Raw genomic sequence first — 24,405 nt, 5'->3', positions numbered from 1 at the left:
GGTTCATGTCCTAAAGCGCGACCGCGCAGTCGCTGTTTCCTGTCAGCGAATGCCGACGCTGGTGGGGTCTGAAATCCTGTTGTCGTGCTCGACGTCACCGATCATGGCCAGCAGCCGTTCGGCACTCTTCTTCCAGGAAAAATCGGCGGTCCGCGCCAATCCCCTCTCCCGCACGGCGGCGATATCGACCACGCCATCGACAACATCGCGCATGGCGGAGGTAATCGACGCCACATGATGCGGATCGAAATAGATGACGGCATCGCGGCAGACTTCGCGCACCGGCGGGATATCGCTGGCGATCACCGGGCAACCGACCGCCATCGCCTCAAGCGGCGGAATGCCAAAACCTTCGTATATGCTCGGAAACACCAAGGCCGCCGCCTTACGGTACAGCGCCTGTATCTCCTCATCGGTCAGACGACCGGTGCTGACGACATTTTCCGGCAATTCGCCGAGCAGCGATTTCGCAAACGTGTTCGCCGCCCCGCCGACCATGACAAAAGCCACATCTGGCTTGTCGAGCGCGATGAAAGCGCGGATGGCACCGGCGAGATTTTTGTTGTTGGCAGGAGAACCGACGAACAGGAAAAACGGCCGCGTTTCGAGATCGAATTTTTGCAGCACCGAAACATCCGGCTCGACGCTGAAGACGTGATCGATGGCGTTCGGCACCAGCCCGATCCCATCCGCCGCCACGCCGAGAAGTTTCGACAATTCCTGCCGGGAAAAATCAGACACGGTGGCCAGATTGGCGCGCTTCGCCAGCAACCGCCCGAGCAGACGGTGAAACGTACCGTAGCTACGGGAAAAGTTTTCGGGATGACGATAGACCAGCGCATCATGCAGCACGGTCAGTTGCCGCCCATGCAGAACGGGGCCGGAATTGCACAGGTTGACCAGCACGCCATCACGGCTGGCGCGCCAAAGGTCCGTCTGTTCCCAGGCATGGCCGGTGCGGCTGCCGGTATTTTCGAAGCCGAGATTTTTCAGCCAGGCTGGCCGCGCAACACCCTGCGGTGCCAGCACGGTGAACCGCGAAATATGCGTTGACGCGAGTGCCGCATCGATCTCGCCGAGAATGGAACCGGCAAAACGTTCGACCCCGGTCACCGGGCGGCCGAGAAAGCGCCCGTTGATAAAAATCCTGGCGGAAGAAGCCGACCTCAATTCAACGGGCATTGGCACCCTGTCCGATCGGGGCGCGCACGCCGGTCATGCGGTTCGAAAGCCGGTTGAAGAATTTGCGACCCGGTTCCTCGACGAAATAATAGGTGAAGCAGGCGCAGATGATAATCGCCGCCAGATATCCCAGCGCCATAAGGTCCATCAGCCCGGCCGGGCCAAAGGCAAGCCTGTCATGCACGCCATCGGACGCAATCAGCGTCATGCCGATCTTGCCTTCGATAATTTTGGCACCGGCAAAAATGACCGCGAAAACGATGAAATGGACGAGATAGATCGAATAAGAGAGTTTTCCGAGAAACAGCAGCGGCCGTGCGCGCAGCAGCTTTGCGACTGTGCCGCCCTCATAGGAAAACAGCAGAATAGCCGCTGAAAAACCGATTATGTTGAAACTCGTGTAATGCGGTTTGAACCAGAACAGCAGCAGCATGATCGCCGTTGCCAGCAGTTCAGGCGCGGTGCCCTGCACGGCACTGTTTTCCCGCAGCTTCAGATAAAGCTCATAGGTCAGGTTGCCGGCGAAAAAGCCGAATATGCATTGCACGAGGCCGAGGCCGGAGGCGAGGTTGAGATCCGGATGATAGGTATCGAGCCAGACCAGCAGCAGGCCCGAAGCGATAAAGACCGCGACCGCCCCCCACATGCGATATCGCCCGAGGCCGAGAAACACCGCGACGAAAACGAGATAGGTGTAAAACTCCGTGCTGATCGACCAGCTCGATGCATTCCATGTCAGTTCCGGAAAGGGAATGACCGCCTGCAGCAGAAAGACGTTGGCGATCAGTGACGGAATATCGTTGGTGCCGGCGAACGCTCCCTCACTACTGTGAAGGCCCGCGCGCGCCGCCATGAACAATTTTGCCAATTCCAGAAGAACGAAAATGCCGAGCGTAAAAATGTGCAGCGGATACAGCCGGCCGAACCGGCGGGTCACGAAACGCCAGCCGTCACTGCCGCTCGAAAGCGACGTCCGATAGGCATGGGTGATGACAAAACCGCTCAGCACGAAAAAGAAGGGAACGGCCAGATTGCCGTTCCGGATCAGCGGGAAATCGTAAAAAAATCCGGCTGCCTGAAAATGGAACAGCGCGACCAGAAGGGCGGCAATACCCCTCCAGGAATCGAGGGCGTCGAACCTGATCTGCCCCTGTTTCATGCGCCATACTCCCCGGATCCGGTGTATTTGCAGCGCCAGTCTTGGTTCATGCGTGAGAACCCGTCAAGCGGAATGCTGCGTTGCATATAATTCCCGATCAGATATCGTCCAGAGCAATCGGCGACCTATATCGAAACAAAATTCGAGCGACACATCCCAGTGTTAACCAATGTTGTTACGTGCCGGACCGGGCGAAATTGCGGTCTGGTACACAAGTTTGCGGAGACAGGATCGACATGACGGAAACGCCGTTCCAGAAGGTGAAGGCCGATCTCAAGCGTTATGCCCTGCGGGAAAACCGGACATCCGCCGGCCTTGGCTTCACGCTGCGCATGTTCCTGCTCACCCCCGGCTTTCAGTTCGTGTTTTCCCGCCGCCTGCAGGAAATGGTGGTGAAAATTCCGCTGGTCGGCCGTCTTCTGCGGCGTATTCTCTGGTGGTGGAGCTGCGTGTTTTTCGGCTCGGAACTGGCCATGGCCGCAAAGATCGGCGGCGGTTTTTATGTGCCGCATCCGTTCGGCATCGTTGTCGGTGCCGCCACGCTCGGCCGCAATGTGTCCATCCTGCAGAACGTCACCATCGGCCGCAAGGCGGCGGAAGATCCGCGTGATCCTGTCATCGAGGATGGCGTGTCGATCTCGGCCGGTGCCGTTGTGGTCGGAGCCATCACGGTCGGCGAAGGTGCCACGATCGGCGCCAATGCGGTCGTCACCAAGGATGTGCCGCCCCATTCGGTCGCCATGGGCATTCCGGCAAAAATCCTCGGCCCCAAACCGGTCGCAGACCAGCCTGTCGTCGCTGCCGATCCTGCGGCTTAAGGAAACCGGCCGATGCGGATCGCCCTGTTCAGCGCCCTTTATCCGACACCAAAACATCCGAAAATCGTCGGTGGCGCGGAAGTGTTTGCCCGCCAGTTTGCCGAGGCGCTGGTCGCCGGTGGTGACGAGGTGATGGTTGTTTGCAATTCGCTGGAAGGCAAACGCGAGAGCGAATTCGTCAACGGCGTGCGCGTGGAATTCATCCCCGTGCGAAATCTGTTTCCACCGTTTCAGGACCAGAAAAACCCCGCCGCGCGGGTGCTCTGGCATGTCATCGATGACTGGCAAAGCGCCCATCCCGATATCGGCAGTTTGCTCGATGATTTTCGCCCGGACGTGATCAATTCCAACACGATCAACGGCCTGACCGCCGACATCTGGCGCGTGGCGCGAAAGCGAAAAATCCCCACCGTGCACACACTGCACGATTATTACCTCACCTGTCCGCGCTGCTCCCGCTTCCATGGCGAAAACTCCTGCGGCATAGCCTGCACCGCCCTCACCACCGGTCGACGCCGCCGTGCAAAAAGGGTCGATGCCGTGGTCAGCGTCAGCCAGCGCACGCTGGACATCCATCTGCAGGACGGGCTGTTTTCCGGCGCGGAACAGCATGTCGTGCGCAATGTGCCCAATCCCGCGATAAGCTTCTCTCCCCGTCCGCTGCCGGAAAAACCGCTGCGCATCGGTTATCTCGGTCGTTTTTCGCCGGAAAAGGGCGTCGGCCTGCTGGTGGATGCCGTCGCACGGCAAAAACCGGGCACGGTGACGCTGGCGCTGGCCGGCAACGTGCCAGAGGATGAAAAGGCGCGACTGCGGGCGCTCGCACCGGATGCCGATCTCGATTTTGTCGGTTTTGTCTCGCCGTCGGAGTTTTACGCGACCGTCGATGTCATCGCCATTCCATCCATCTGGGAAGAACCCGGCGCGCTGGCGCTGGTGGATGCGCTGGCGGCGGGCCGCCCGGTCATCGGCACCCGTTTCGGCGGCATTCCGGAAGTGATCGAACATGGTGTGACGGGCTGGATCGTACCGCCGGGGGCGGATGGTTTTGCCAAGGCGATCACCGCTTTGGTCGATGATCCATCACGCGTTCTCGCTGCGCATGAAAACCTGCGGAACCGTCCGGGCCGCGTCTTCGATGACGTCGTTCGCGAATATCGCGCGATCTACCGCTCGCTGATACCGGCCGTGGCTGAAGCCACCTGAATTGGAGCTTTCGGCTTCGTTAGACGCGATAGCCATGCGCCCATCGGCTTTTCCAGAAGCAGATGCACGACGATCGATCCGATGATCGAAGCGACCAGTCCACTGACAAAAATGCCGATCAGCGGCAGGCCGATTTTCGCGCCCACAACGCCAAAAATTTTCAGCGCAAACGGATGCGACAGATAAAGCGCATAGGACGCATCGCCACCCAGCGCGAAAGCCCGCGTCACCCGGCCATCCGGCGCGGATGGTCCAAGCACGACGGCTGCGGTGATCAGGATCGCCGGAATGCCGCCGGTGATCAGCCGCGTGACATGTTCATAAGCCGAAATCTGGTACAGCCAGATCGCCAGAACCAGACCGGCCACGATCATCGCCACCATCACACTGAGCGGCAATCGAAAACCCTTGAGGTAAAGCGCCGCCAGAGCGATGCCGAGCAGGAATTCGCCGATAATGCCATTGCCCCAGAATTTTATCAGCCACACCTGATCGGGCACCAGCACCGCCGCCGTACACAGAACGGCGAACAGAACCAGCATGACCGCAATACCCACCGCACGCCGCAGGCACAGCGCCAGCGCGAAGATGGCGTAAAACAACATCTCGTAATTCAGCGTCCAGCCGAGCGAGAGCAGCGGAAACAGTTCGCCATCGGCGCGCGGCCATGGGATGAACGCGTAGGAGGCGATGATGTGGCGGATATCCAGCCCGTTATTGTTGATCAGGCTGCCGGCAGCGAGGATCGACACCAGCATCAGCGTCGAAAAAATCCAGTAGAGCGGCACGATGCGCACCAGCCGTCTGCGCAAAAAATCGACCGGCGCACCTGCGCGGCCAAAGCGGTCATGCATCATAAAATACATGATGAAACCGCTGATCACGAAAAAGATGTCGACGCCCAAACCCCAGTCGAGAAGGCCGATGCCACCGAACGTGCCGCCGCTACGTGCCGCAACATTCAGCACCTCCACATGCGCATGCGCGAAAACCACGAGGAAGGCCGCGAAGAACCGCAGGATCTGCACGTTGACGACGTAGTTTCCGATTCCACGGACTTTTGTCTGCGACATGGTTTTTCCCATTCATCGCGCTATCTGACAGCGCTGCCGATCAAAATCTTTTCGCAATGCAAAGCTAACATGACGATGACATAGATTCGAGCGATTATGCCTTTTATCGGGCGACAGAATGCGATTTTCGACAGATATCCTCGAGAAATCAACGGTTTCGCCAGTCAACGAAGCCCGCAGCCATCTGTCCCGAAACGGATCAAACCGTTGACATTCACGGTCAGACGGCTACGAAACATAACAGTCCTTCGCAATTGCGAGATGGAAACAGACGAACAGGAAGCCTCATGAAATTCTGGGATGTCGTCAAGGCGGATCTGCACATCAATGCCGGCCACCGCAGCATGAAAAAGATGCCTTTCACGTTTCTCTTCAATCCCGGTTTCGCCACTGTTTTCCTGCATCGCGTGGCCACGCATTTTAACAAGGGCCGGCTGAAACGCCTCGGCATCATCGTCTGGCGCTGGAATGTCACGCGCAGCGGCTGCCACATCAATCTCGGCAGCCATATCGCGCCCGGCCTGTTCCTGCCGCATCCTGTCGGTATCGTCATCGGCGAAGGTGTCGAGATCGGTGAAGGTGCTGCGATCTACCAGACGGTGACGATCGGCAAGACCGCCTCGCCAAAATATCCGGTGATCGGCGCGGGCGCGACGCTTTATCCGAATGCCATCGTCATCGGCCCGATCACGGTGGGTGAAAAGGCCGTGGTCGGCGCCGGTTCGGTGGTCGTGAAGGATGTGCCGGCCCACGGCATCGTTGCCGGCAATCCGGCAAAACTCATCCGCGTCGGCAGCGGAGACTAATGCGGGCCTACCAAGCCCGATCGAATGAAGCCTTGAGCTTTCACGCGAACAACCGAACACGGGGGTGTTTTTGGCCATGGATCAGGTGAAATCGCGCAGCCAGCTCTACCAGCTGAACTGGGTTCGTGCCATCGCAGCGCTGATGGTCGTCGGTTACCATCTGGAAATCACCATGGCGCTGTCGAAATATTTCGACCGTGCCGTGTTTCCGGTCTTCAAGGCAGGCTCCGCCGGTGTCGAACTGTTCTTCGTGCTGAGCGGCTTCGTCATCTATTACGCCCACCATCGTGACCGGCAGGGCGATGCCGAAGCGGTGAAAAAATTCATCTTCAAGCGGTTTCGCCGGCTTTATCCGCCGCTGTGGATCGTGCTGATCGCCACAACGGCGATGGCCCTCGCCGCCGGCGCGGACGTGTCCGCATGGGATGTGATCGCCGCCTATCTGATCCTGCCGGTGGAAAAGGAAGTGCTGCTCGGCGTCGAATGGACGCTGCGCCACGAAATGCTGTTTTACGCGACCTTCCTCGTCTATCTCTGGAACCGCAAGATCGGCCTTGCGGCTCTGATCGGCTGGGGCGTGATCGGCTCGATTGCCGGCGTGTTTTTCGATGAACCGTGGCTGCTGAAATTCCTGCTCAGCCCTTACCACCTGCTGTTCATGACCGGCATGGGCATCGGCTGGCTGTTTGTCCGCGAGGACATGACCTATGGTTTGCCGACCTTCATTGCCGGCGTGATCGTGTTCGCCGGCACATGGTGGCAGGTCAGTTATGGCGGTGGAGCGGACCCGGATTACCTGATCCTGCTGTTCGGCCTTGGCGCCACCGGCATCATCTACGGGCTCTGTGCGCTGCCCTCCTGGAACCGGCCGTGCAAGCCGCTGGATATGATGGGTGCTGCCTCCTATAGCCTCTATCTCATCCACTATCCGCTTCTGTCGCTGCTGTTGAAGATCACCATGATCGTGCATGCCTATGTGCCGCTGCCGCTGGAGCTTTATTTCATCGGCATCGTTTTCGCCTGCCAGGTCGCGGGGCTGCTGTTCCATTATTACGTGGAGAAGCCGGCGCTGAACCTGACGGGTAGGCTGATGCAGAGACGTCAGCCGCAGCCAGCGGAGTGAGGCTTTAAGGATTTGCGAGGGTGCGCCCAGCCGATCTCCGCCGTAAACGGTAGGGCTATCGCATATGGATTTGAGGTGGTGCGGCTTGCTCCCAATGATCTCCCCCCTTGAGGGGGAGATGTCACCGAGAGGTGACAGAGGGGGGTAAAGCACGGTGCGGCAAGTGGGTTGAAATCTGCATTTGCGCAGCAACACCCCCCTCTGTCCTGCCGGACATCTCCCCCTCAAGGGGGGAGATCGGCTGAACGGCACCCTCCAAATTCGATCGAAAGCGCCCTACCCCTGAGGCCGCGGCACCATATCTGCCTGACCACTCGCCAGTCCCGGTTCCGCGCCGCCCTGCCCCATCGGTTTCAGCTTCGGCTGCTTCGGCACACGCGACTTGTTTCTCACGTGATAACCGAACATTTCGGAGAAGATGTAACCGAACATCAGCGTCGCATAGGACGGACCGTAACACTGGATGGTGATGCTGTAGAAGTTGAACATCGTCATCAGCGACAGTTTCACCGGATCACGCGCATGCCGCACCATCAGGAACTGCATGGCGATGAACAGGATGAAGGGCATGCCCATCATGATCAGCGTCGACATGTAGAAATTGTCGAGCGGCAGGTTGTAGTCGGCAAGCGCCGTGTAATCCATCGGATAACTGAAACAGCCGAGCCCGCAGCCGAACACCACGCCGGCCGGGAAGATTTCCGCAACCGTGCGGAAGGGGCCGGGCCATGTGTTGTCGATACGGTCCTGCAGGCTGAACAGCGTCGATGACACCTTGCCGAGATCGGCGCCATAAAACATCAGCATCAGCAATGGCGGCACCAGCAGGCACACGAAGGACCATTTGGCGACAAGCCGCAGGAAGGCGATGTTCAGCGCCCGGTCGCGCAGGAAATAGACGGTGAAATAGATGCCGACATAAAGGAAATAGACACCAAGCGCCGTCTTGCTGGTCGAAACCTGGATCGCCCAGAGAATGATCGGCAGGCAGATGACATTGGTCAGAAAGCTGTAATGCGGTGACAGCAGGATGAAGATGAAGATGACCATATAGGCGGCCATGGTGCTGTCGCCGGCAAGCCCGCCGTAACGAATGCCGCCCTCCTGCCACCACAGTTTGGTCGCCTCGCGCTCCATGCCAAAGCTGCTGATCGTCTGGCCGACCCAGGGATATTCGACATAGGGATTGGCGAGAAGACCGAGGACGGAGGCGCCGCAGATGACGATCAGCACCACCCGCACCCATTGCCTTTCCGTGACCGAGCGTTGGTAGAAGCAGAAACCGACGAACATCGGAATGAACATCTTGATCGACGAAAACAGCGAAAACGCCGAATTGTTCATGAAGAAGATGCTGGTGATCGTCGACAGGATGAAGATGTAGCAGAGATACATCCCGATCGCGTTCTTCTTGACGAAGAACTGCTGGTAGAAAAACAGGCCCATGGCCACGAACGACATCAGGTCCGGCACGAACCACAGGAAGGAAACGTGCAGAAGCTGGAACAGATAACGAATACTACCGGTCAGGCCGTCGCGGATGGCGAAGAGGATGAAGGTGATCAGCAGGAAATTGTAGATCACCTCATCCCAGTCGATCCTGGGCGTATCGCTTTGATACCGTCTTGTCGTCATACGGGCTGTGGCTCCGGAAGCCGGCTGGGGAGGATCGAGACATAGACGTCGTCGATCTGCCTGACCATCCGGTCTGATGTGTAACATGCGAGGAACCGCTTGCGCCCGATCTCGCCAAATTCCTCAAGCGTTTCGCGCGTCAGGCCGGCAAGGCAATCGCGCAGCGCATCGGGATCTTCGGATGGCACCAGCATACCGTATTTGCCGTTGCCGAGAATTTCGACCAGCCCGCCGACGGCGGCGGCCACGACCGGCTTCTGCATGCGCATCGCCTCGATCGCCACCAGCCCAAAACCTTCCCAGCGCGATGGCACGACCAGCACGTCGCAGGCCTTCATCTGCGCATAAACGCCGTCGCGATCCATCCAGCCGAGCTGGGCGATATGGGCGGGCAGCGTTTCCGGCATGTTTTCCTCGCTGACGGCAAACCCGCCGACCAAACGAACGCTCAAGTGATCGCCCAGTCCCTCGACGGCTTTCAGCAGAATATCCACGCCCTTCTGGTAATCGAACCGTCCGGCATAAAGAAGGCGGATGCGATCATCCTTCCACTCGGCTGCCGGCACCGGCGGCACATTGCGGTCTATGCCGCTTTCCACCAGCGTCACCTTGTCCGGTGAAAGGCCAAGCTCCATGGCCCGCCGGTATTCGTGTTTGGAGATGACGATGATGCTGTCGGCGGCATTGCCGAGCTTGCGTTCCATCATCTCGGCGATGCCGCGCACATACCGTGCGCCCTGCATATCCACCGACCAGCCATGCGGGCAAAAGACGATGCGGTAGTTCCGGCGCAGGCCAAGCACGCGAACGATAATGCCGGCGACGGAAGAATGCGCATGCACCACATCGGGTTCGAATGTGCTCACCGCCTGCAGATAACGCTGCACCAGCAGGAAGGAGCCGAACAGACGAGTCGGACGCTTGAAGGTGACGATCTGCGCGCCGCTTTCGCGGATGGCCGGATCGATGAAATCGAAATGGGTCTCGGGCACCAGAAGCTGCACGTTCTCGCGCCCATAGGCTGCGACCTGATGCGGGATCAGTTCGGCCAGATAGGAGCCGGTACCACCGATAATGCTTTCGCAGACGTGAAGTATCTTCATGGTCTAGTTGCGCCAAACAAAACGAACGGGTTCCACGGCATGTGTGACCAGTGCCGATCGCCTGATTGGTCGCGTTTGTCGGTGCATCGCGACGCTGTTGGCTGCGTTGACGTGTTCCGACAAACGAAATCCCCCCAAGGTTGATAGGTGTCTTACGATCGCATGATCTTTTTAAGGCCGGGCGAGCGGATAAGAGGCAGCGAGAACCGCCGGCCGAACATGACAAGGCTTCTCAGGTGAGCACGACCGGCAAAACTGAAGGGGCTGGCAGCACTGGACCGCTGGTGATCATGCACCAGCTGCGCACCCGGATAGCAGATCACCTTCTTGCCGGCGCGCCACACACGGGCGCAGAGATCGACGTCTTCCATATAAAGGAAATAGGCCTCGTCCATGCCGTTCAACTGCGCGTAAAGGTCGCTGCGGATGACGAAACCGGTGCCCATCACCCATTCGGCCTCGAAGGGTTTTCCGTCACGCCAGGCTTCGCGCATGAGATGGCGATCGATCCGGCCGGCAAACATCTTTCCCAGCATGTTGACGCGGCGCGCGCCGATATCGAGGATCGAATAAAAGCGCCGCGCCGAATACTGGCGGCTGCGATCCGGATTGACGAGATCGAGACCCACGAGACCGACGCTCGGATCACGGTTCATCAGATCCATCACCCGCGCAACGCTGTCGAACTCGAAATAGGTATCCGGGTTCAGCACCAGCAGATAATCCGCATTGGTGTGTTTGTAACCTTCGTTGATGCCCGCGCCGAAACCGGCATTGCGGTCGGAGGCGATCAGCCTGACCCCGATCGGCAGCTTGGCGCGCAGCACGGGCACGCTGTCATCGCCGGAAAGATTGTCAACGACGATGATCTCCTCCGGCTTGGCGACGGCTTGCGCGATCATCGATTCCACGCAGCGGATGGTAAGACCGGCAGTGCGGAAGTTGACGACAATGACGTTGAGAGGCGATTTGTTTGTCATCTGTGACCCATGTGTTCGTGATGGGATGAAGTGCGCTGCCGCAACGTTTGCAGGGTTGGCAGCTGAAGCATTCGGCGAAGATTTTTTTGTTGTAAATTCATGATCATGCCTTCCCCGCTGCGCCCGGCAGAAAGCCGGTTGAGGTGGTGAAGGCCGCGTCGGCATCGGCGGGCGTATCGATATCCAGCGCGCCGAAGAAGATGTTGGCCTGCGCCACGGAACGGCGATGCATGGCCGCGATATGCGCGCGTCCGGCCTCCGCAATCGCCTGTCGGTTGGCGGCGAGATCGGTGATGGCGCTGTCGAGCAGTGCCGTATCCCGGTCGAGATCGAAGGACATGAGGCGGTCGCTCGTGCGCAGACGCTCGGGGATGCAGCCGGTCGAGGAAGCGAGGATATCGCAGCCGTAACCATAGGCTTCCAGAATGACCAGTGGATCAGCCTCGTCGATCAGCCGCGACGGCAGCGCGAACATGTCGAGCCGCTGGTAGAATGCATCCTTGGCATCGTCATAAACGGGACCGAGATATTCGGCACGGTCGGGATATTTTTGGCAGAAGGCCAGGATTTCTTCCCTGAGGCTTTCATCGCGCACCGGACCTGCCAGCACGAAACGAAAGTCGTCGCGTTTGGCAAAGATGCGCTCGGCCAGCGCGATCAGGTAATCCACGCCCTTTTCGCGGGTGAGAACGCTCAGGTGCCCCATGGTAATCGGGCCTGAGCGCACCGCACCTGCCGGCTTTTCCTCGAAAAACAGATAGGCATTCGGCAGCACAAAGCTGCGCGCCTTCAGTTCCGGGGAAAAATAAAGATCGGCATAACGATCCCGCATCTTTTCCGACAGAAAGACGTGACGCTGATAAGGACCGCTGACGGCCACCAGCGCACGCGCGGAACGGGTGGGCCCAAGATTGATCGGCCGGAATGAATGGTGGTGGATAAAATGATCCAGCCGCTTGAGACGCAAAGCCGCCAGGCACCCCATGAACAGCCACAGACCGTTCTGGCCGGGCGGCGAGGTATAGACATGGTCGGTGCGCGGGATGGAAAACAGCACGATTAACGGCAGCACGAAGGCAGCCGCGATCTTTTCCGCACCCGAGCCGCCAGTCGGCAGCACGGTCACCGGCGCATGTTTTTCGAACTCGGCGACGATGTGGCGATTGTAATTCGTCTGGCCATTGAGCGGCTGCGGCATCGGGCCGATCACCCAGATACGGCTGCGCCCGCCGGATGTGGTCTTGGCCGCACCGGCTGCCGAAAACAGCGATCGAACGAAGGAAAGAATCGACATTATTTCTGCACCTCGCTCAGCTCGCCCACCTTGATTGTGACCGGATCCTGCGTGGAAAAATCGAGAACGACAGGCGCCGGGCCGATGCGGCCGGGCTCTGCCTTGGCGAGACCTTGAGCCTCGCACATGGCCTCAGCCTTCACCGGCTGCGTCGAAGACGAGTAACCCGCCTTCACCCAGTCGCCTTTCGTCCACATGACGATTTTCTGGCCTTCGCCGGTGCCAAGCCGTGCGACAAACACATCCGGTCTCGGTTCGCGGATTTCGACGCTGTCGGCCGACTTCACCAGTTCGGCAGCGGCCCCCATGAAGCAGGCAGCGGGCTTGGGCTCGTCCTCATAGGAAAAGAGGCCGTAATTGCTTTCACGATCCACCGGGTCCGGTGAAATGTTCTTCAATTCGTGCATCCACACACCCTTGATGTAAGGGATGCTCGCAGAATGCAGGATGAACTGGGCAAAATTATAGGCCGATATATCAAGCGGCATGCCGCAATTGCCCTTCGAGGTCGGCCAGCCGAACTCGGTGATATAAAGCGGCGTCTCGGTGCCATCGCGCACCTGTTTCAAATCCGCCTGCAGTTTCTCGACCCGCTCGATCATCTCTTCCGCCGTGCGGTCATGCGGATTGGCGGAGCACTGATTGTAGAGATGCACGGAGAGGCCATCGGCGCCTTCCATCACGCCATCACGCACGATCGCCTTGGCCCAACCCCAATCCTCATCGTCGCCAACGGCGCCGACAACGATCCTGGCTTTCGGGTTCACCTGCCGGATTTTGTTCACGGCCACCTTGGCAACGCGCACATAATGGCTGGCCGAACGCGGATCATCGACCGGCCCCTCTCCCATGATGCGCGGCTGCGGCTTGCCGGTGCCGATATACATGTTCCATTCGTTCCAGATCTCGTAGATCGGATCGTATTTTTCGGTCAGCTCCACGGCCTTGCCGACATAGTCCTCGAAGACCTCGAGCGCTGAATCGCTGATCGGCGGCACGCCGCCTTTGACGCCGGAATTGGCAAGGCCGAGATTGATCATCGGCGTGATGCCGGCCTGCGGCAGAAAGTTCATCAACCGACCGGACTTGGCCAGAACCGGGCCGGAGGGCGGGAAATTAAACGACTGCCACGGCATGTAATCGCGATAGGAGGTCGCGCCGATCTGATTGAGCTGATCGCGCACCTTGTGGGCATCCTTGTAACCAAGAATGCGGACCGTGCCGAAATGCGTGTTGGCGCCGATGATCGGGGCGACAAAGCCCTTCTCCGCCGGCTTTTCGAACGTCACCGACTGGGCCAGAGCCGACGACGCGAACACACCAAAGCAGGCGCTGAAAAACGCGGTGCGAAAAGCCGTCTGTCCAATCGTCTTCATGTCGTTTTTCCTGCCTTTGCGCATGTCACCCGGCTGTTTTTCCGAAACCGCATGCGACGCATGGAATCTTGGGATTGGCCTCAAACGGCCACCCGCCCGTCGAAATTTTTGATCTGGTCGATGAACTCGAGATAACGCCCGCCGAGATAGTCCTGATCGAACTCACCGGCCTTGGATGCGGCATTCGCCTTGTATCTCTCCAGCTTTTGCCGGTCGGCCAGCACCTCTTCCAGCGCATCACGCCAGGCGTTTTTATCGCCCGGCGGCACCAGAATGCCGTTCTCGTCATGCTGCACCAGTTCCGGAATGCCGCCGACGCGGCTGCCGATCACCGGCACGCTCATGCCCAGCGCCTGAATGACGACACCCGGCGAGTTTTCCATCCAGATCGATGGGATGCAGAGCACGTCGCTGGCACCGATATTGTCGATCGCCGTCTGCAACGGCACATGGCCGGTGAATTCGAGCCATTTGTGATGGCCGAACCGGGCCTTTAGCGCGTCGGCATCCTGACCGGAGCCGACCACCTTGAAGGTGAACGGCCATTTGTCCGCAAGTTCTTCCGCCGCTTCCAGCAGGACATCGACACCCTTGGCGGATTCCAGACGACCGGCATACACGAAACGCACGATATCGCTCGGTTCACGCGCGGCCGTCGGCGGCGGATATTTGTTGGCGTTCAGGATATGCGCCATCGGGTAATCGGCCAGCGGTTGAAACATCGCATTACGCTCCAGGTTCGCCCTTGAGGGGGAACAGAAGCCGATGCGGCGCATGGCGCGGATGCCGCGACGCTTGTAACCGGCCGACATCTTGCACGGCCCGCATTGCGTTTCGCAGGTCTTGCCGTCCACGAACATCGTCAGCTTGACGCAGGAGAGCGCCATGTCGGGCATCACATACATGACCGGGATATCGCGCTTGCCCAGTTCCGGCAGCACGTTATGGCCGATGCCGGTGATGTAATGCACGTTGCAGAAATCCGGCTTGAACTCGTCCAGAACCTTGGCAACCATTTTGGGATTGCGCGGATCGAGATGGTCCTGCAGATGCCAAAGCGGCTTCTTGAATTTCGAGACGCCACGGCCCTGCTTGAAGATCGGGTAAGGCCTCGGCATGTAGAGCGCCCAGATCTTCATGCCGTCGACCATCTCGCCGTATTTCACCTCCTCCGGTGATTTGGCAGCCGTCAGCACGCCGATCTCGTGGCCCTGTTTCTGCAGCCAGGTCGTGAGGTTGAACGCCGAAATTTCCGCGCCGCCGAGAATGTTGGGCGGGAACATCGCCGAGATCACCAGAATACGCATTCACACCTCAAATTGTTGCCGGATTGCTTTGTGCCGGTCGTGTCGCCCTCCTCCCAAAGGGCGTTATTCTCGACGTTTCGGGTCTCAGAAACCCAGGTCGTATTTGGTCTTGGCAAGCTTCATCAGGTACTGGCCATAGGCGCTCTTGCCGAGCTTGACGGCCAGCTTTTCGAGCTGTGCTTCATCGATATGGCCCATGCGGTAAGCGACTTCTTCCGGGCAGGCGATCTTGAAGCCCTGACGTTTTTCCAGCGTGCCGACAAAATCGGCGGCATCGAGCAGGCTGTCCGGCGTGCCGGTATCGAGCCAGGCATAACCACGGCCCATCAGTTCCACCGAAAGCTGGCCACGCTCGAGATAGATGCGGTTGACATCGGTGATCTCGAGCTCGCCGCGTGGCGAAGGCTTCAGGTTGGCGGCGATGTCGATGACCTGTTCGTCGTAGAAATAAAGACCGGTGACCGCCCAGTTGCTCTTGGGGATTTCCGGCTTTTCCTCGATCGACAGCGCCTTCATGTTGCCGTCGAATTCGACAACGCCGTAACGCTCGGGATCGGTGACGTGATAGGCGAACACGCGCGCACCTTTTGCCGTATCGCCCTTCGGACGCATCAGTTGCGGCAGGCCGTGACCGTAATAGATATTGTCGCCGAGGATCAGCGCCGACGGGTTGGAGCCGACAAAATCCGCCCCGATGATGAAGGCCTGCGCCAGACCATCCGGGCTCGGCTGCACCGCATATTCGATCGAGATGCCCCACTGGCTGCCATCGCCCAGAAGACGCTTGAACGCCTCGTTGTCATGCGGCGTGGTGATGATCAGGATTTCCTTGATCCCGGCCAGCATCAGCGTGGTCAGCGGGTAATAGATCATCGGTTTGTCATAGACCGGCATCAGCTGCTTGGAGACGGCCATGGTGATCGGATAAAGGCGTGTGCCGGAGCCGCCGGCGAGAATGATACCCTTCATGCGTTTTCCCTTACTGTCAGGCCCGCTTGGTTCGGGCACAAATGCGTCAGGCGCGAACCGCGTTCGCACCGATCGTTAGAGAAGGCGGTCGAGCACGACCTTGGTGGACTGTTTCCAGTCCGGCAGCACGATGCCGTAGGTGTTTGCCAGCTTGTCGTTCGACAACCGCGAATTGGCCGGCCGCTTGGCCGGTGTCGGATACTGATCGGTGGTGATGCGGCCGACGGAAATTTGCCTGCCGCTTTTCGCCTTCAGACCGGCAAAGATTTCATCGGCGAAATCCGCCCATGTCGCCTCACCGCTGCCGGTGAGATGGAAAACGCCACGCAGTTTCGGATCGGCATCGGATGCCAGACGTTTGGCGATGGCGATCACCGCATCGGCGATATCGAGCGCGCTGGTCGGCGTGCCGTGCTGATCGGCCACGACATTCAAGGCATCGCGGGTTTCCGCCAGCCGCAACATCGTTTTTACGAAATTGGCGCCGAAGGGTGAATAAACCCAGGCGGTGCGCAGGATGGCATGATTGGGTGTGGCTGCCGCAATGGCTTCCTCGCCCGCCAGTTTCGACTTGCCGTAAACCGAAACCGGACCAGTCGCGTCGGTTTCGACATAAATGCCCTGGCTATCGCCCGGAAAAACGTAATCGGTCGACAGATGCACGACGGGAATGCCCAGCTCATCCGCCACTTCGGCCAGCGCCTGCGGACCCTTGGCATTGACGGCAAAGGCCAGCTCCTGTTCGCTTTCCGCCTTGTCGACCGCCGTATAGGCGGCGGCCGAGACGATGGCATCCGGCTTCAGTTCGGAAAGAACACGACGGATCGAAGAGGGATCGGCAAGATCCAGCTCAGGCCGGCCGACGGCGACGATTTCGACGCCGGCTTCAGCGCCGCGCTCGATCAGCGCGGTCACCACCTGCCCCTGTTTTCCCGTGACGGCAATCCGCATGGCGGTCAACCCTTCTTCAGAACGCCGAGACGCTCGCCGGAATAGACGCCTTCGCGCAGCGGCTGCCACCACCATTCATTGTCGAGATACCAGCGCACGGTGCGCTCGATGCCGCTGTCAAAGTTCTCCTCAGCCTTCCAGCCCAGTTCCGTTTCCAGCTTGGTGGCATCGATGGCGTAACGCGCATCATGGCCCGGACGGTCGGTGACATAGGTGATCAGGTCGGCATGCGGCGTCGCCTTCGGACGCAGCTCGTCCATCAAAGAGCAGATACGCTTGACGACATCGATATTTTTGCGCTCGTTGCGGCCGCCGACATTATACTTCTCGCCGAGACGGCCACGCGAGGCGATCAGGTCGAGCGCGCGTGCGTGATCCTCGACATAAAGCCAGTCGCGGATGTTGACGCCTTCGCCGTAGACCGGCAGCGGCTTGCCATCCATGGCGTTCAGAATGATCAGTGGGATCAGCTTTTCCGGGAAATGATAAGGCCCGTAATTGTTGGAGCAGTTCGACACCACGACCGGCAGGCCGTAGGTGCGGTGCCAGGCGATCGCCAGATGGTCACTCGCGGCTTTCGAAGCGGAGTAAGGCGACGACGGATCGTAAGGCGTGACTTCCTCAAACAGGCCTTCGTCACCGAGAGAACCGTAAACCTCGTCTGTCGAGACATGCAGGAAGCGGAAAGCCTCCTTACGGGCCGGCGACAGGTCGTTCCAGTAATGGCGGGCGGCCTCCAGCAGGGAAAACGTGCCCATGACATTGGTCTGCACGAAATCGGCAGCGCCGCTGATCGAGCGGTCGACATGGCTTTCCGCCGCCAGATGCATGATCCGGTCCGGTTTGAACGAGGTCATCGCCTCGGACATCTTTTGCAGATCGCAGATATCGGCCTGCAGGAACTGGTAGTTCGAAGCGCCCTCGATCTCCTTGAGCGATGCCAGATTGCCGGCATAGGTCAGCTTGTCGACATTGAGCACTTCGGCACCGACATTTTTGACCAGATGCCGGACGAGTGCTGAACCGATGAAACCTGCTCCGCCGGTAACGAGAATACGCATGGATTTTGTCTCCTGTCTCATCAATGACTGGGGTTTATCGATACTGGAAGGAAGGCGGCAGATCCGCCAGTTTCGGCTGTTTGGTATCCTTGTCGGACAGGATCGCATTGTCGAGCGGCAACGGCCATTCGATGCCGATTTCCGGATCGTTCCACAAAAGGCCGCGATCGTTTTCCGCGCTATAGGGCGCCGTCACCTTATAGAAGATGACACTGTCCGGCTCGAGAGTGGCAAAACCATGGGCAAAACCGGCCGGCACCCAAAGCTGCTCGCCGTTTTCCTTGGAAAGCTCCGCGCCATACCATTGCCCATAGGTCGGCGAACCGACGCGGATATCGACGGCGACATCGAAAATCCTGCCCGCGAGACACCGCACAAGCTTGCCCTGCGCGAACGGTTCCAGCTGGAAATGCAGGCCGCGCACCGTGCCGACAGCCGCCGACAGGGACTCGTTTTCCTGCACGAAATCCACATCCGCGACATTTTCGCGGAACCAGCCATCCTTGAAAACCTCCGCAAAATACCCGCGGTGATCGCCCAGTCTTGTCGGAATAATCTTGGCCAGTCCGGCCAGCGGCAATCGTTCGATTTTCATCACGCACCCGTCAGTTTCATGAGGTCCCTTTTTGGCAGAAAAAGGCATTCAGGACAGAGGCATTCGACATAAAGAAACGCTTGCCTCTTGAGAATTGTCAGTTTCCGAAAACCCTCTGCTCAAGGGCGTTCCGGCAGCTTGAATTCGTTGCATTCAGCAATTGCCATAACGGCAGGTTTGCACTTTTCATGCTGCATGGCAACATTTTCTGTCTGCCTGTCAACTTTCGGTCTTCACCCTTTCTTCACCACCCCGCCGGCCGGAATTAGGCGTCGAAAAGCAGATGGCAAGGGTCACTCAGATATTTAAAAACCGACCATAATTGGAAACAAAGGTGAATTTCTGTTCACCGGTCCGGATTGCCTTTCGCTTCATCACGTGACCCGGCCGGGATCATAGGACGCAAATAAAACATTTTTGTATCAAAGACATAAAAGGCGGCACGAACATGAGCCTCATTCAGCTCGCTCATTTTGCGGCAGAAAAGTCACGCCGCAAGGGTTAATTTGGCCTGACGGGAAAACTCGTTTAGAAGAGCGGATTGAAAGAATGGACTTACGCCCCAGCTATGGTGGCGCCAACAATCGAATTCTCTGTCAGAAAGTGGCTTTTTGTCGTTGTCCTGAAACACAATATGACACAATAATGCCGCGCTGCAGCATCAACCTAGTCCTAACACGCGAGGGAATATGCGTATCACCATGATCGGTTCCGGCTATGTCGGTCTCGTCTCCGGCGTCTGCTTTGCCGACTTCGGCCATGATGTCATCTGCGTCGACAAGGACAAGTCCAAGATCGACGCACTCGAAAAGGGCGTCATGCCGATCTACGAGCCGGGTCTCGACCAGATCGTCGCTGAAAACGTGAAGTCCGGCCGCCTGACCTTCTCCACCGATGTGCAGAACAGCGTCAAGGATGCGGACGTGGTGTTTATCGCCGTCGGCACGCCGTCGCGTCGTGGCGATGGTCACGCAGACCTCTCCTATGTCTATGCCGCCGCGAAGGAAATTGCCGAGCATTGCACCGGCTTCACCGTCGTCGTCACCAAGTCCACCGTGCCGGTCGGCACCGGTGACGAGGTCGAGCGCATCGTCAAGGAAGCCAATCCGAACGCCGATATCGCCGTCGTCTCCAACCCGGAATTCCTGCGCGAGGGTGCGGCCATCGAGGACTTCAAGCGTCCCGACCGTATCGTCATCGGCCTTGACGACGACCGCGCCCGTGGCGTGATGACCGAAGTCTACCGCCCGCTTTATCTAAACCAGGCACCGCTGCTGTTTACCGCACGCCGCACGTCCGAGCTGATCAAATACGCCGCCAACGGTTTCCTCGCCATGAAGATCACCTTCATCAACGAGATCGCCGACCTGTGCGAAAAGGTCGGCGCCAATGTTCAGGATGTTTCGCGTGGCATCGGCCTCGATGGCCGTATCGGCGCAAAATTCCTGCATGCCGGCCCAGGTTACGGCGGTTCGTGCTTCCCAAAGGACACGCTGGCGCTCGCCAAGACCGCGCAGGACCATGAAAGCCCGATGCGCCTGATCGAGACCACCATCTCGATCAACGACAACCGCAAGCGCGCCATGGGCCGCAAGGTCATCTCGGCGCTGGAAGGCGACGTGCGCGGCAAGAAGATCGCCGTGCTCGGCCTCACCTTCAAGCCGAACACCGACGACATGCGTGATAGTCCGGCGATTGCCGTCATCCAGACCCTGCAGGATAGCGGCGCCACGGTTGCCGCCTACGATCCGGAAGGCATGGAAAACGCCAAAAAGCTGATCGAAGGCATCGAATATGTCGCCGGTCCGTATGAAGCGATCGCCGATGCCGATGCCATCGTCATCGTGACGGAATGGAACCAGTTCCGTGCACTCGACCTGCCGCGCGCCAAGGGCATGATGAAGAGCCCGGTCCTTGTCGACCTGCGCAACATCTACCGCCCGGCGGAAGTCGCCAAGCACGGTTTTGCCTATCACGGCATCGGCCTGAACTGAGCCGAACCCGAGCCGGGTCGGGCAGGCTTCAAAACCTGCCCGGCAGAACGGCAAAAACCGCAGAAAAATGGCTCCGGCATGTTTCCTTTAGGCTTGCCGGGGCCATTTCCTTATTTTCGTCAGAGATGGCATGATGATTGCCTCTCTTATGGAAGACCGGACAGACGTGGCCGGCCAACACGGCACCACGCGAAACCCAGATCCCTGATCCGCATGTGTTGCGGAGAAAGCGCCTAAAGCGTTCCGGGGACCATGAGGAGCACTTGATGAGGGTACCAGACCAGCTCTCCTTCCAGCAGGCCCAGGGTCCATTCGGCCAGGCAGGGGATGATCCGGAAATTACTCTGATCGATTTCGACGCGATCCTGGCGATGATCCGCCGCCAGTGGCTGATCATGGCGGCGATGATCGTCGTTTTCGCGGCGCTCGGTTTTGCCTATCTATCGACCACCGTGCCGCAGTTCACCGCCTATACCAGCCTGATCATGGATCGCGGCAATAGCGGCGTCATCTCCGACATGACCGAAAACCAGTCGCGGGTGACGGTCGATGACGAGGCGACCATTCTCAGCCAGCTGGAAATCATCAAGTCCGACAGCGTGGCCGATGCCGTCATCGACAAGCTGAACCTGACCCAAAACGAAGCCTTCATGGGCGTCTCCGGCTTTTCGATCGGCAAACTGCTCGGCCCGCTCAATATCGCGAACTGGTTCCGCTCCGAAGAGGACGTGGCCGAAGACAACAAGACCATCGCCCGCACCATTCTCCTCAGCAACATGGCGGTGGCCCGCAGCGGCCAGTCCTATGTCATCAATCTCGGCTACACGTCACCTTCAGCGCAACTCTCCTCCGATATCGCCAACGCCTATGCCAGCACCTATCTGCTGGACAAGTTCAACGCCCGTTTCGAATCCACCCGCCGCGCCAGCGAATGGCTGGAACAGCGCCTTGCCGAGCTGAAGCAGCAGGTGATGGATTCCGATCTGGCGGTGCAGAAATTCCGCCGCGACAACGGTCTGATCGCCGCCAAGGACGGGCTTCTCGTCAACGAACAACAGCTTTCCGAACTCAACAGTTCGCTGATCGTGGCGCAGGCCGATACCGCCCGCGCCCAGGCGAAATACAATCGCATCCAGACCATCGTCAACGAACGCCGTTCCGACGCTCTCGTCACCGATGCGCTGGTCAACTCGATCTCCGCCAACCTGCGCGACAAATACCTGACGGCATCGCGCAAACAGGCCGAGATTTCCCAGAAATTCGGTGAAAACCACGTTCAGGCGGCGCGCCTGCGCGGCGAGATGGAGCAATACGAACAGCAGATGTTCGATGAACTCGGCCGCATCGCCGAGAGCTACCAGAGCGAACTCGACGTTGCCCGGGCCAAGCAGAAATCGCTGGAAGAGAATGTCGCCAGCCTCACCTCGGTCTCGGCCATGGCCGGTGAAACACAGGTACAGCTGCGCGAACTCGAACGTTCCGCCGACAGCTATAAGAACCTCTACCAGACGTTTCTCGCGCGGTATCAGGAAGCGATGCAACAGCAGTCCTTCCCGGTAACCGAAGCCCGCGTGATCACGCAAGCCACGCCGCCATTGAAGCCGAGCAAGCCCAACAAGCCGATGCTGATGGTACTGTTTGCCTTTTTCGGCCTGATGGTCGGCGCCTCGATCGGTGGTTTCCGTGAATTCCGCGACCGCTTCTTCCGCACCGGCGATCAGGTGCGCGACCAGCTGGGTCTCGAATATCTCGGCCTTGCCCCGCTCATCACCGATGTGCGCGCACCGGCCAACAGCAGCGAACCGGCACACCCCAACGTCATCCGACCACTCAACAATGCCTATCGTTATTGCGTCGACCACCCCTTGTCGCAATTTGCCGAGACGCTGCGCAGCGCAAAGATCGCCGCCGATCTGTCTTTTTCCGGCGAAGGCGCCAAGGTGATCGGCGTCGTCTCCGCGCTTCCCGGCGAAGGCAAGACAACGGTTTCCGCAAACCTCGCCGGCCTGCTCGCCATGCAGGGTGCCCGCACGCTGCTGCTCGATGCCGACCTGCGCAATCCCGGCGCCACGCGGGCGCTTGGCCAGCATGCCGAACGCGGCATTCTGGAAACGCTCACCAATAACGAGCCACTCGACCAGACATTGATGTTCGACCCGCAGACCCGCCTCGCCTTCCTGCCCGCTGTGGTGCGCCGCCGCGTGCCGCATTCGTCGGATCTGCTGGCATCGCCTGTCATGGGTCGGGTCATGGACACGCTGCGCCGCAATTTCGATTACATCATCGTCGACCTGCCGCCGCTTGGCGCCGTTGTCGATGCCCGCGCCATCAGCCCGATGCTGGATTCCATCGTGATGGTGGTGAAATGGGGGGAAACCTCTCCGGCCGTGGTGCGCAACACGCTGTTTTCCGATGCCGAACTGCACGCCAAATGCGTCGGCGTCATCCTCAACAAGGTCGACATGGAAAAGATGAAACTCTACGGCCAGCACGGTTCGAACGAGTATTATCACAGCCAGTTTTCCAGTTATTATCACGAGAAGTGAGCCCGCCCCCGGGCTCCACCTGCCTTCCGGATCGCTCCTGACGGCATGAAGGCCGTCAAAGAAATGACAAATGCCAATTCCAGCAAGTCTTTGTGCTTGTTGCGAAATCCTGCATAAAGCCGGGTTTGCGGGCGATCTCGATGACAACAGAAACCCTGTCACAAAAAATACGAAAATTATTCGCTTTACCGCTTGTGCGAGACAAGAGGCTCGATTATAGAAACCCCCGCTGGACACGGAGTGTAGCGCAGTCTGGTAGCGCACCACGTTCGGGACGTGGGGGTCGCAAGTTCGAATCTTGCCACTCCGACCAGCCAGAATAACCCCGCTCACGCGGGGTTTTTTCGTTTCTGGACCAGCCTCGCAATCTCTCTCGAAAGCACAGGCTTCCTATCCGCAGGCCGATCCCAGATTGGCCAATATCCGGTCACGAAAGCATCACTTTTCGTTCATTCACGGTTCACCGGCCAGGGCGCCAAATCCCCTCACCCCAAAAGGAGGGATATGATCATGCGCGGATTGATCTTGAGCGCCGGAATAATTCTCGGAACCCTGTTTGGCAGTGGCGCCAATGCGATGCCGATGGGCCAGCCTGCAGTCCCATCGACCTCGGCAGTCCAGAATGTCGATTATTATTGCGGACGCGGTTTCCACCTGTCGCCGCGCGGCTTCTGCCGCCCCAACAGGCCGCCTCCGCGCTACGAGCGCCGCTGGGATCGCCGCGAACATTGGCGTGACCGTCGTGAGTGGCGAGATCGTCGTGAATGGCGTGAACGCCGCGATCGTCGCGAGTGGCGCGAGCACCGCCGCCACAGAGATTATCGCGATTACCGCGAATGGTAAGACCATGGCCCCGCCCGAAACGGCGGGGCCTTTTTTTGTTGGCGAGAAAGTGCGACCAGCCCGCGTAGACCGCCAGAACGCACACTCCTCCTGTGATTGTGATCACTAGACCCTTTGCAATCCATCATGCATCACACAATATGAATATTCGTTGCCGGACGTGACGGAGGACGATTATGAAACCCTGGATTGTCATGGGAATACTGGTCGGTGCTGTCGCAGCAGGGCGCCTGTTTTTATGGGCCTATCCCGATGTTATCGAGGCATCGGCTCATATCGGACGATATTTCAAGGAATTAACGGTCGGCTGACCCCATCCACAGGACAACGTAACAGACTGTTACGTTAAGTGATTAAACTTTAAGGATGAATGCGCGTTATAAC

Annotated in this window: 21 protein-coding genes and 1 tRNA gene; 9 read left to right on the top strand and 13 right to left on the bottom strand. The window is 58.8% G+C overall.

Translation table 11 applies throughout. The features are described from left to right. Nucleotides 1-42: 42 nt before the first annotated feature. Nucleotides 43-1,182 carry a glycosyltransferase family 4 protein gene (locus J2T09_RS03010; RefSeq protein WP_306830946.1) on the bottom strand — a complete coding sequence of 380 codons (1,140 nt, stop codon included), beginning with the start codon at nt 1,180-1,182 and terminating at the stop codon, nt 43-45. Then, entirely contained in the window at nt 1,172-2,341 is a 1,170-nt protein-coding gene (locus tag J2T09_RS03005; protein WP_306830944.1) for an acyltransferase family protein, read from the bottom strand. Before J2T09_RS03005 ends, J2T09_RS03010 begins: the two co-directional genes overlap by 11 nt. Nucleotides 2,342-2,577: 236 nt before the next feature. Between J2T09_RS03005 and epsC the strand changes: the two genes are divergently transcribed. Further along, complete coding sequence (gene epsC, locus J2T09_RS03000) at nt 2,578-3,159, top strand: serine O-acetyltransferase EpsC (protein WP_306830942.1); 582 nt, start codon at nt 2,578-2,580, stop codon at nt 3,157-3,159. Between the two features lie 12 nt (nt 3,160-3,171). Next, nucleotides 3,172-4,365, top strand: a complete 1,194-nt coding sequence (locus J2T09_RS02995) for a glycosyltransferase family 4 protein (protein WP_306830939.1) — start codon at nt 3,172-3,174, stop codon at nt 4,363-4,365. Here the strand turns inward: J2T09_RS02995 and J2T09_RS02990 are convergent. Continuing rightward, complete coding sequence (locus J2T09_RS02990) at nt 4,326-5,438, bottom strand: acyltransferase family protein (protein ID WP_306830937.1); 1,113 nt, start codon at nt 5,436-5,438, stop codon at nt 4,326-4,328. The two genes, J2T09_RS02995 and J2T09_RS02990, sit on opposite strands and share 40 nt — an antisense overlap. Before the next feature lie 287 nt (nt 5,439-5,725). Here J2T09_RS02990 and J2T09_RS02985 point away from each other — a divergent pair, with 287 nt between their 5' ends. Together J2T09_RS02985 and J2T09_RS02980 are read left to right on the top strand one after the other, a co-directional pair. Beyond that, a complete protein-coding gene (locus J2T09_RS02985; protein WP_306830935.1) occupies nt 5,726-6,244 on the top strand; it encodes a serine O-acetyltransferase in 519 nt (172 codons plus the stop codon). 76 nt (nt 6,245-6,320) lie between these two features. Beyond that, entirely contained in the window at nt 6,321-7,367 is a 1,047-nt protein-coding gene (locus J2T09_RS02980; RefSeq protein ID WP_306830933.1) for an acyltransferase family protein, read from the top strand. 276 nt (nt 7,368-7,643) lie between these two features. Here J2T09_RS02980 and J2T09_RS02975 read toward each other — a convergent pair whose 3' ends face one another. The 10 genes from J2T09_RS02975 to rfbC form a co-directional block, all read right to left on the bottom strand. Continuing rightward, the gene (locus tag J2T09_RS02975) at nt 7,644-9,002 is read right to left on the bottom strand and encodes a hypothetical protein (protein WP_306830931.1); all 1,359 of its coding nucleotides are present in this window, start codon (nt 9,000-9,002) and stop codon (nt 7,644-7,646) included. Next, nucleotides 8,999-10,105, bottom strand: a complete 1,107-nt coding sequence (locus tag J2T09_RS02970) for a glycosyltransferase family 4 protein (protein ID WP_306830929.1) — start codon at nt 10,103-10,105, stop codon at nt 8,999-9,001. Before J2T09_RS02970 ends, J2T09_RS02975 begins: the two co-directional genes overlap by 4 nt. Before the next feature lie 152 nt (nt 10,106-10,257). Next, nucleotides 10,258-11,085, bottom strand: coding sequence for a glycosyltransferase family 2 protein (locus tag J2T09_RS02965; RefSeq protein ID WP_306830927.1), 828 nt, complete (start codon nt 11,083-11,085; stop codon nt 10,258-10,260). Nucleotides 11,086-11,188: 103 nt separating this feature from the next. Further along, nucleotides 11,189-12,379 (bottom strand): glycosyltransferase family 4 protein, encoded by a 1,191-nt coding sequence (locus tag J2T09_RS02960; protein ID WP_306830925.1) that lies wholly within the window; start codon nt 12,377-12,379, stop codon nt 11,189-11,191. After that, nucleotides 12,379-13,755 carry a hypothetical protein gene (locus tag J2T09_RS02955; protein ID WP_306830922.1) on the bottom strand — a complete coding sequence of 459 codons (1,377 nt, stop codon included), beginning with the start codon at nt 13,753-13,755 and terminating at the stop codon, nt 12,379-12,381. Before J2T09_RS02955 ends, J2T09_RS02960 begins: the two co-directional genes overlap by 1 nt. Before the next feature lie 80 nt (nt 13,756-13,835). After that, nucleotides 13,836-15,062 carry a glycosyltransferase gene (locus tag J2T09_RS02950; protein ID WP_306830920.1) on the bottom strand — a complete coding sequence of 409 codons (1,227 nt, stop codon included), beginning with the start codon at nt 15,060-15,062 and terminating at the stop codon, nt 13,836-13,838. An 84-nt stretch (nt 15,063-15,146) separates the two neighbouring features. Beyond that, the gene (rfbA, locus tag J2T09_RS02945; protein ID WP_306830918.1) at nt 15,147-16,031 is read right to left on the bottom strand and encodes a glucose-1-phosphate thymidylyltransferase RfbA; all 885 of its coding nucleotides are present in this window, start codon (nt 16,029-16,031) and stop codon (nt 15,147-15,149) included. Nucleotides 16,032-16,106: 75 nt separating this feature from the next. Beyond that, nucleotides 16,107-16,982 (bottom strand): dTDP-4-dehydrorhamnose reductase, encoded by an 876-nt coding sequence (gene rfbD / locus J2T09_RS02940; protein WP_306830916.1) that lies wholly within the window; start codon nt 16,980-16,982, stop codon nt 16,107-16,109. 5 nt (nt 16,983-16,987) lie between these two features. Then, nucleotides 16,988-18,043 (bottom strand): dTDP-glucose 4,6-dehydratase, encoded by a 1,056-nt coding sequence (gene rfbB, locus J2T09_RS02935; protein ID WP_306830914.1) that lies wholly within the window; start codon nt 18,041-18,043, stop codon nt 16,988-16,990. Between the two features lie 34 nt (nt 18,044-18,077). After that, nucleotides 18,078-18,638, bottom strand: coding sequence for a dTDP-4-dehydrorhamnose 3,5-epimerase (gene rfbC / locus J2T09_RS02930; protein ID WP_306830912.1), 561 nt, complete (start codon nt 18,636-18,638; stop codon nt 18,078-18,080). A gap of 689 nt (nt 18,639-19,327) precedes the next feature. On the opposite strand from rfbC, the gene J2T09_RS02925 reads away from it, so the two are divergent. The 5 genes from J2T09_RS02925 to J2T09_RS02905 all read left to right on the top strand — a co-directional run bounded on the left by J2T09_RS02925 (nt 19,328) and on the right by J2T09_RS02905 (nt 24,332). Beyond that, nucleotides 19,328-20,632, top strand: coding sequence for a UDP-glucose dehydrogenase family protein (locus J2T09_RS02925; RefSeq protein ID WP_306830910.1), 1,305 nt, complete (start codon nt 19,328-19,330; stop codon nt 20,630-20,632). Between the two features lie 266 nt (nt 20,633-20,898). Beyond that, a complete protein-coding gene (locus J2T09_RS02920) occupies nt 20,899-23,178 on the top strand; it encodes a polysaccharide biosynthesis tyrosine autokinase (protein WP_306830908.1) in 2,280 nt (759 codons plus the stop codon). 236 nt (nt 23,179-23,414) lie between these two features. Beyond that, a tRNA-Pro gene (locus J2T09_RS02915) sits at nt 23,415-23,491 on the top strand. A 197-nt stretch (nt 23,492-23,688) separates the two neighbouring features. Then, complete coding sequence (locus J2T09_RS02910) at nt 23,689-24,021, top strand: GCG_CRPN prefix-to-repeats domain-containing protein (protein ID WP_306830905.1); 333 nt, start codon at nt 23,689-23,691, stop codon at nt 24,019-24,021. 176 nt (nt 24,022-24,197) lie between these two features. After that, entirely contained in the window at nt 24,198-24,332 is a 135-nt protein-coding gene (locus J2T09_RS02905) for a hypothetical protein (protein WP_306830904.1), read from the top strand. The last annotated feature ends 73 nt before the right edge of the window (nt 24,333-24,405 follow it).

It is taken from the genome of Neorhizobium huautlense, from assembly GCF_030811685.1.
Lineage (GTDB): Bacteria > Pseudomonadota > Alphaproteobacteria > Rhizobiales > Rhizobiaceae > Neorhizobium > Neorhizobium huautlense_A.
Note: the sequence above shows the minus strand (reverse complement) of the source record. Positions and strands in the feature narration are given on the sequence as shown.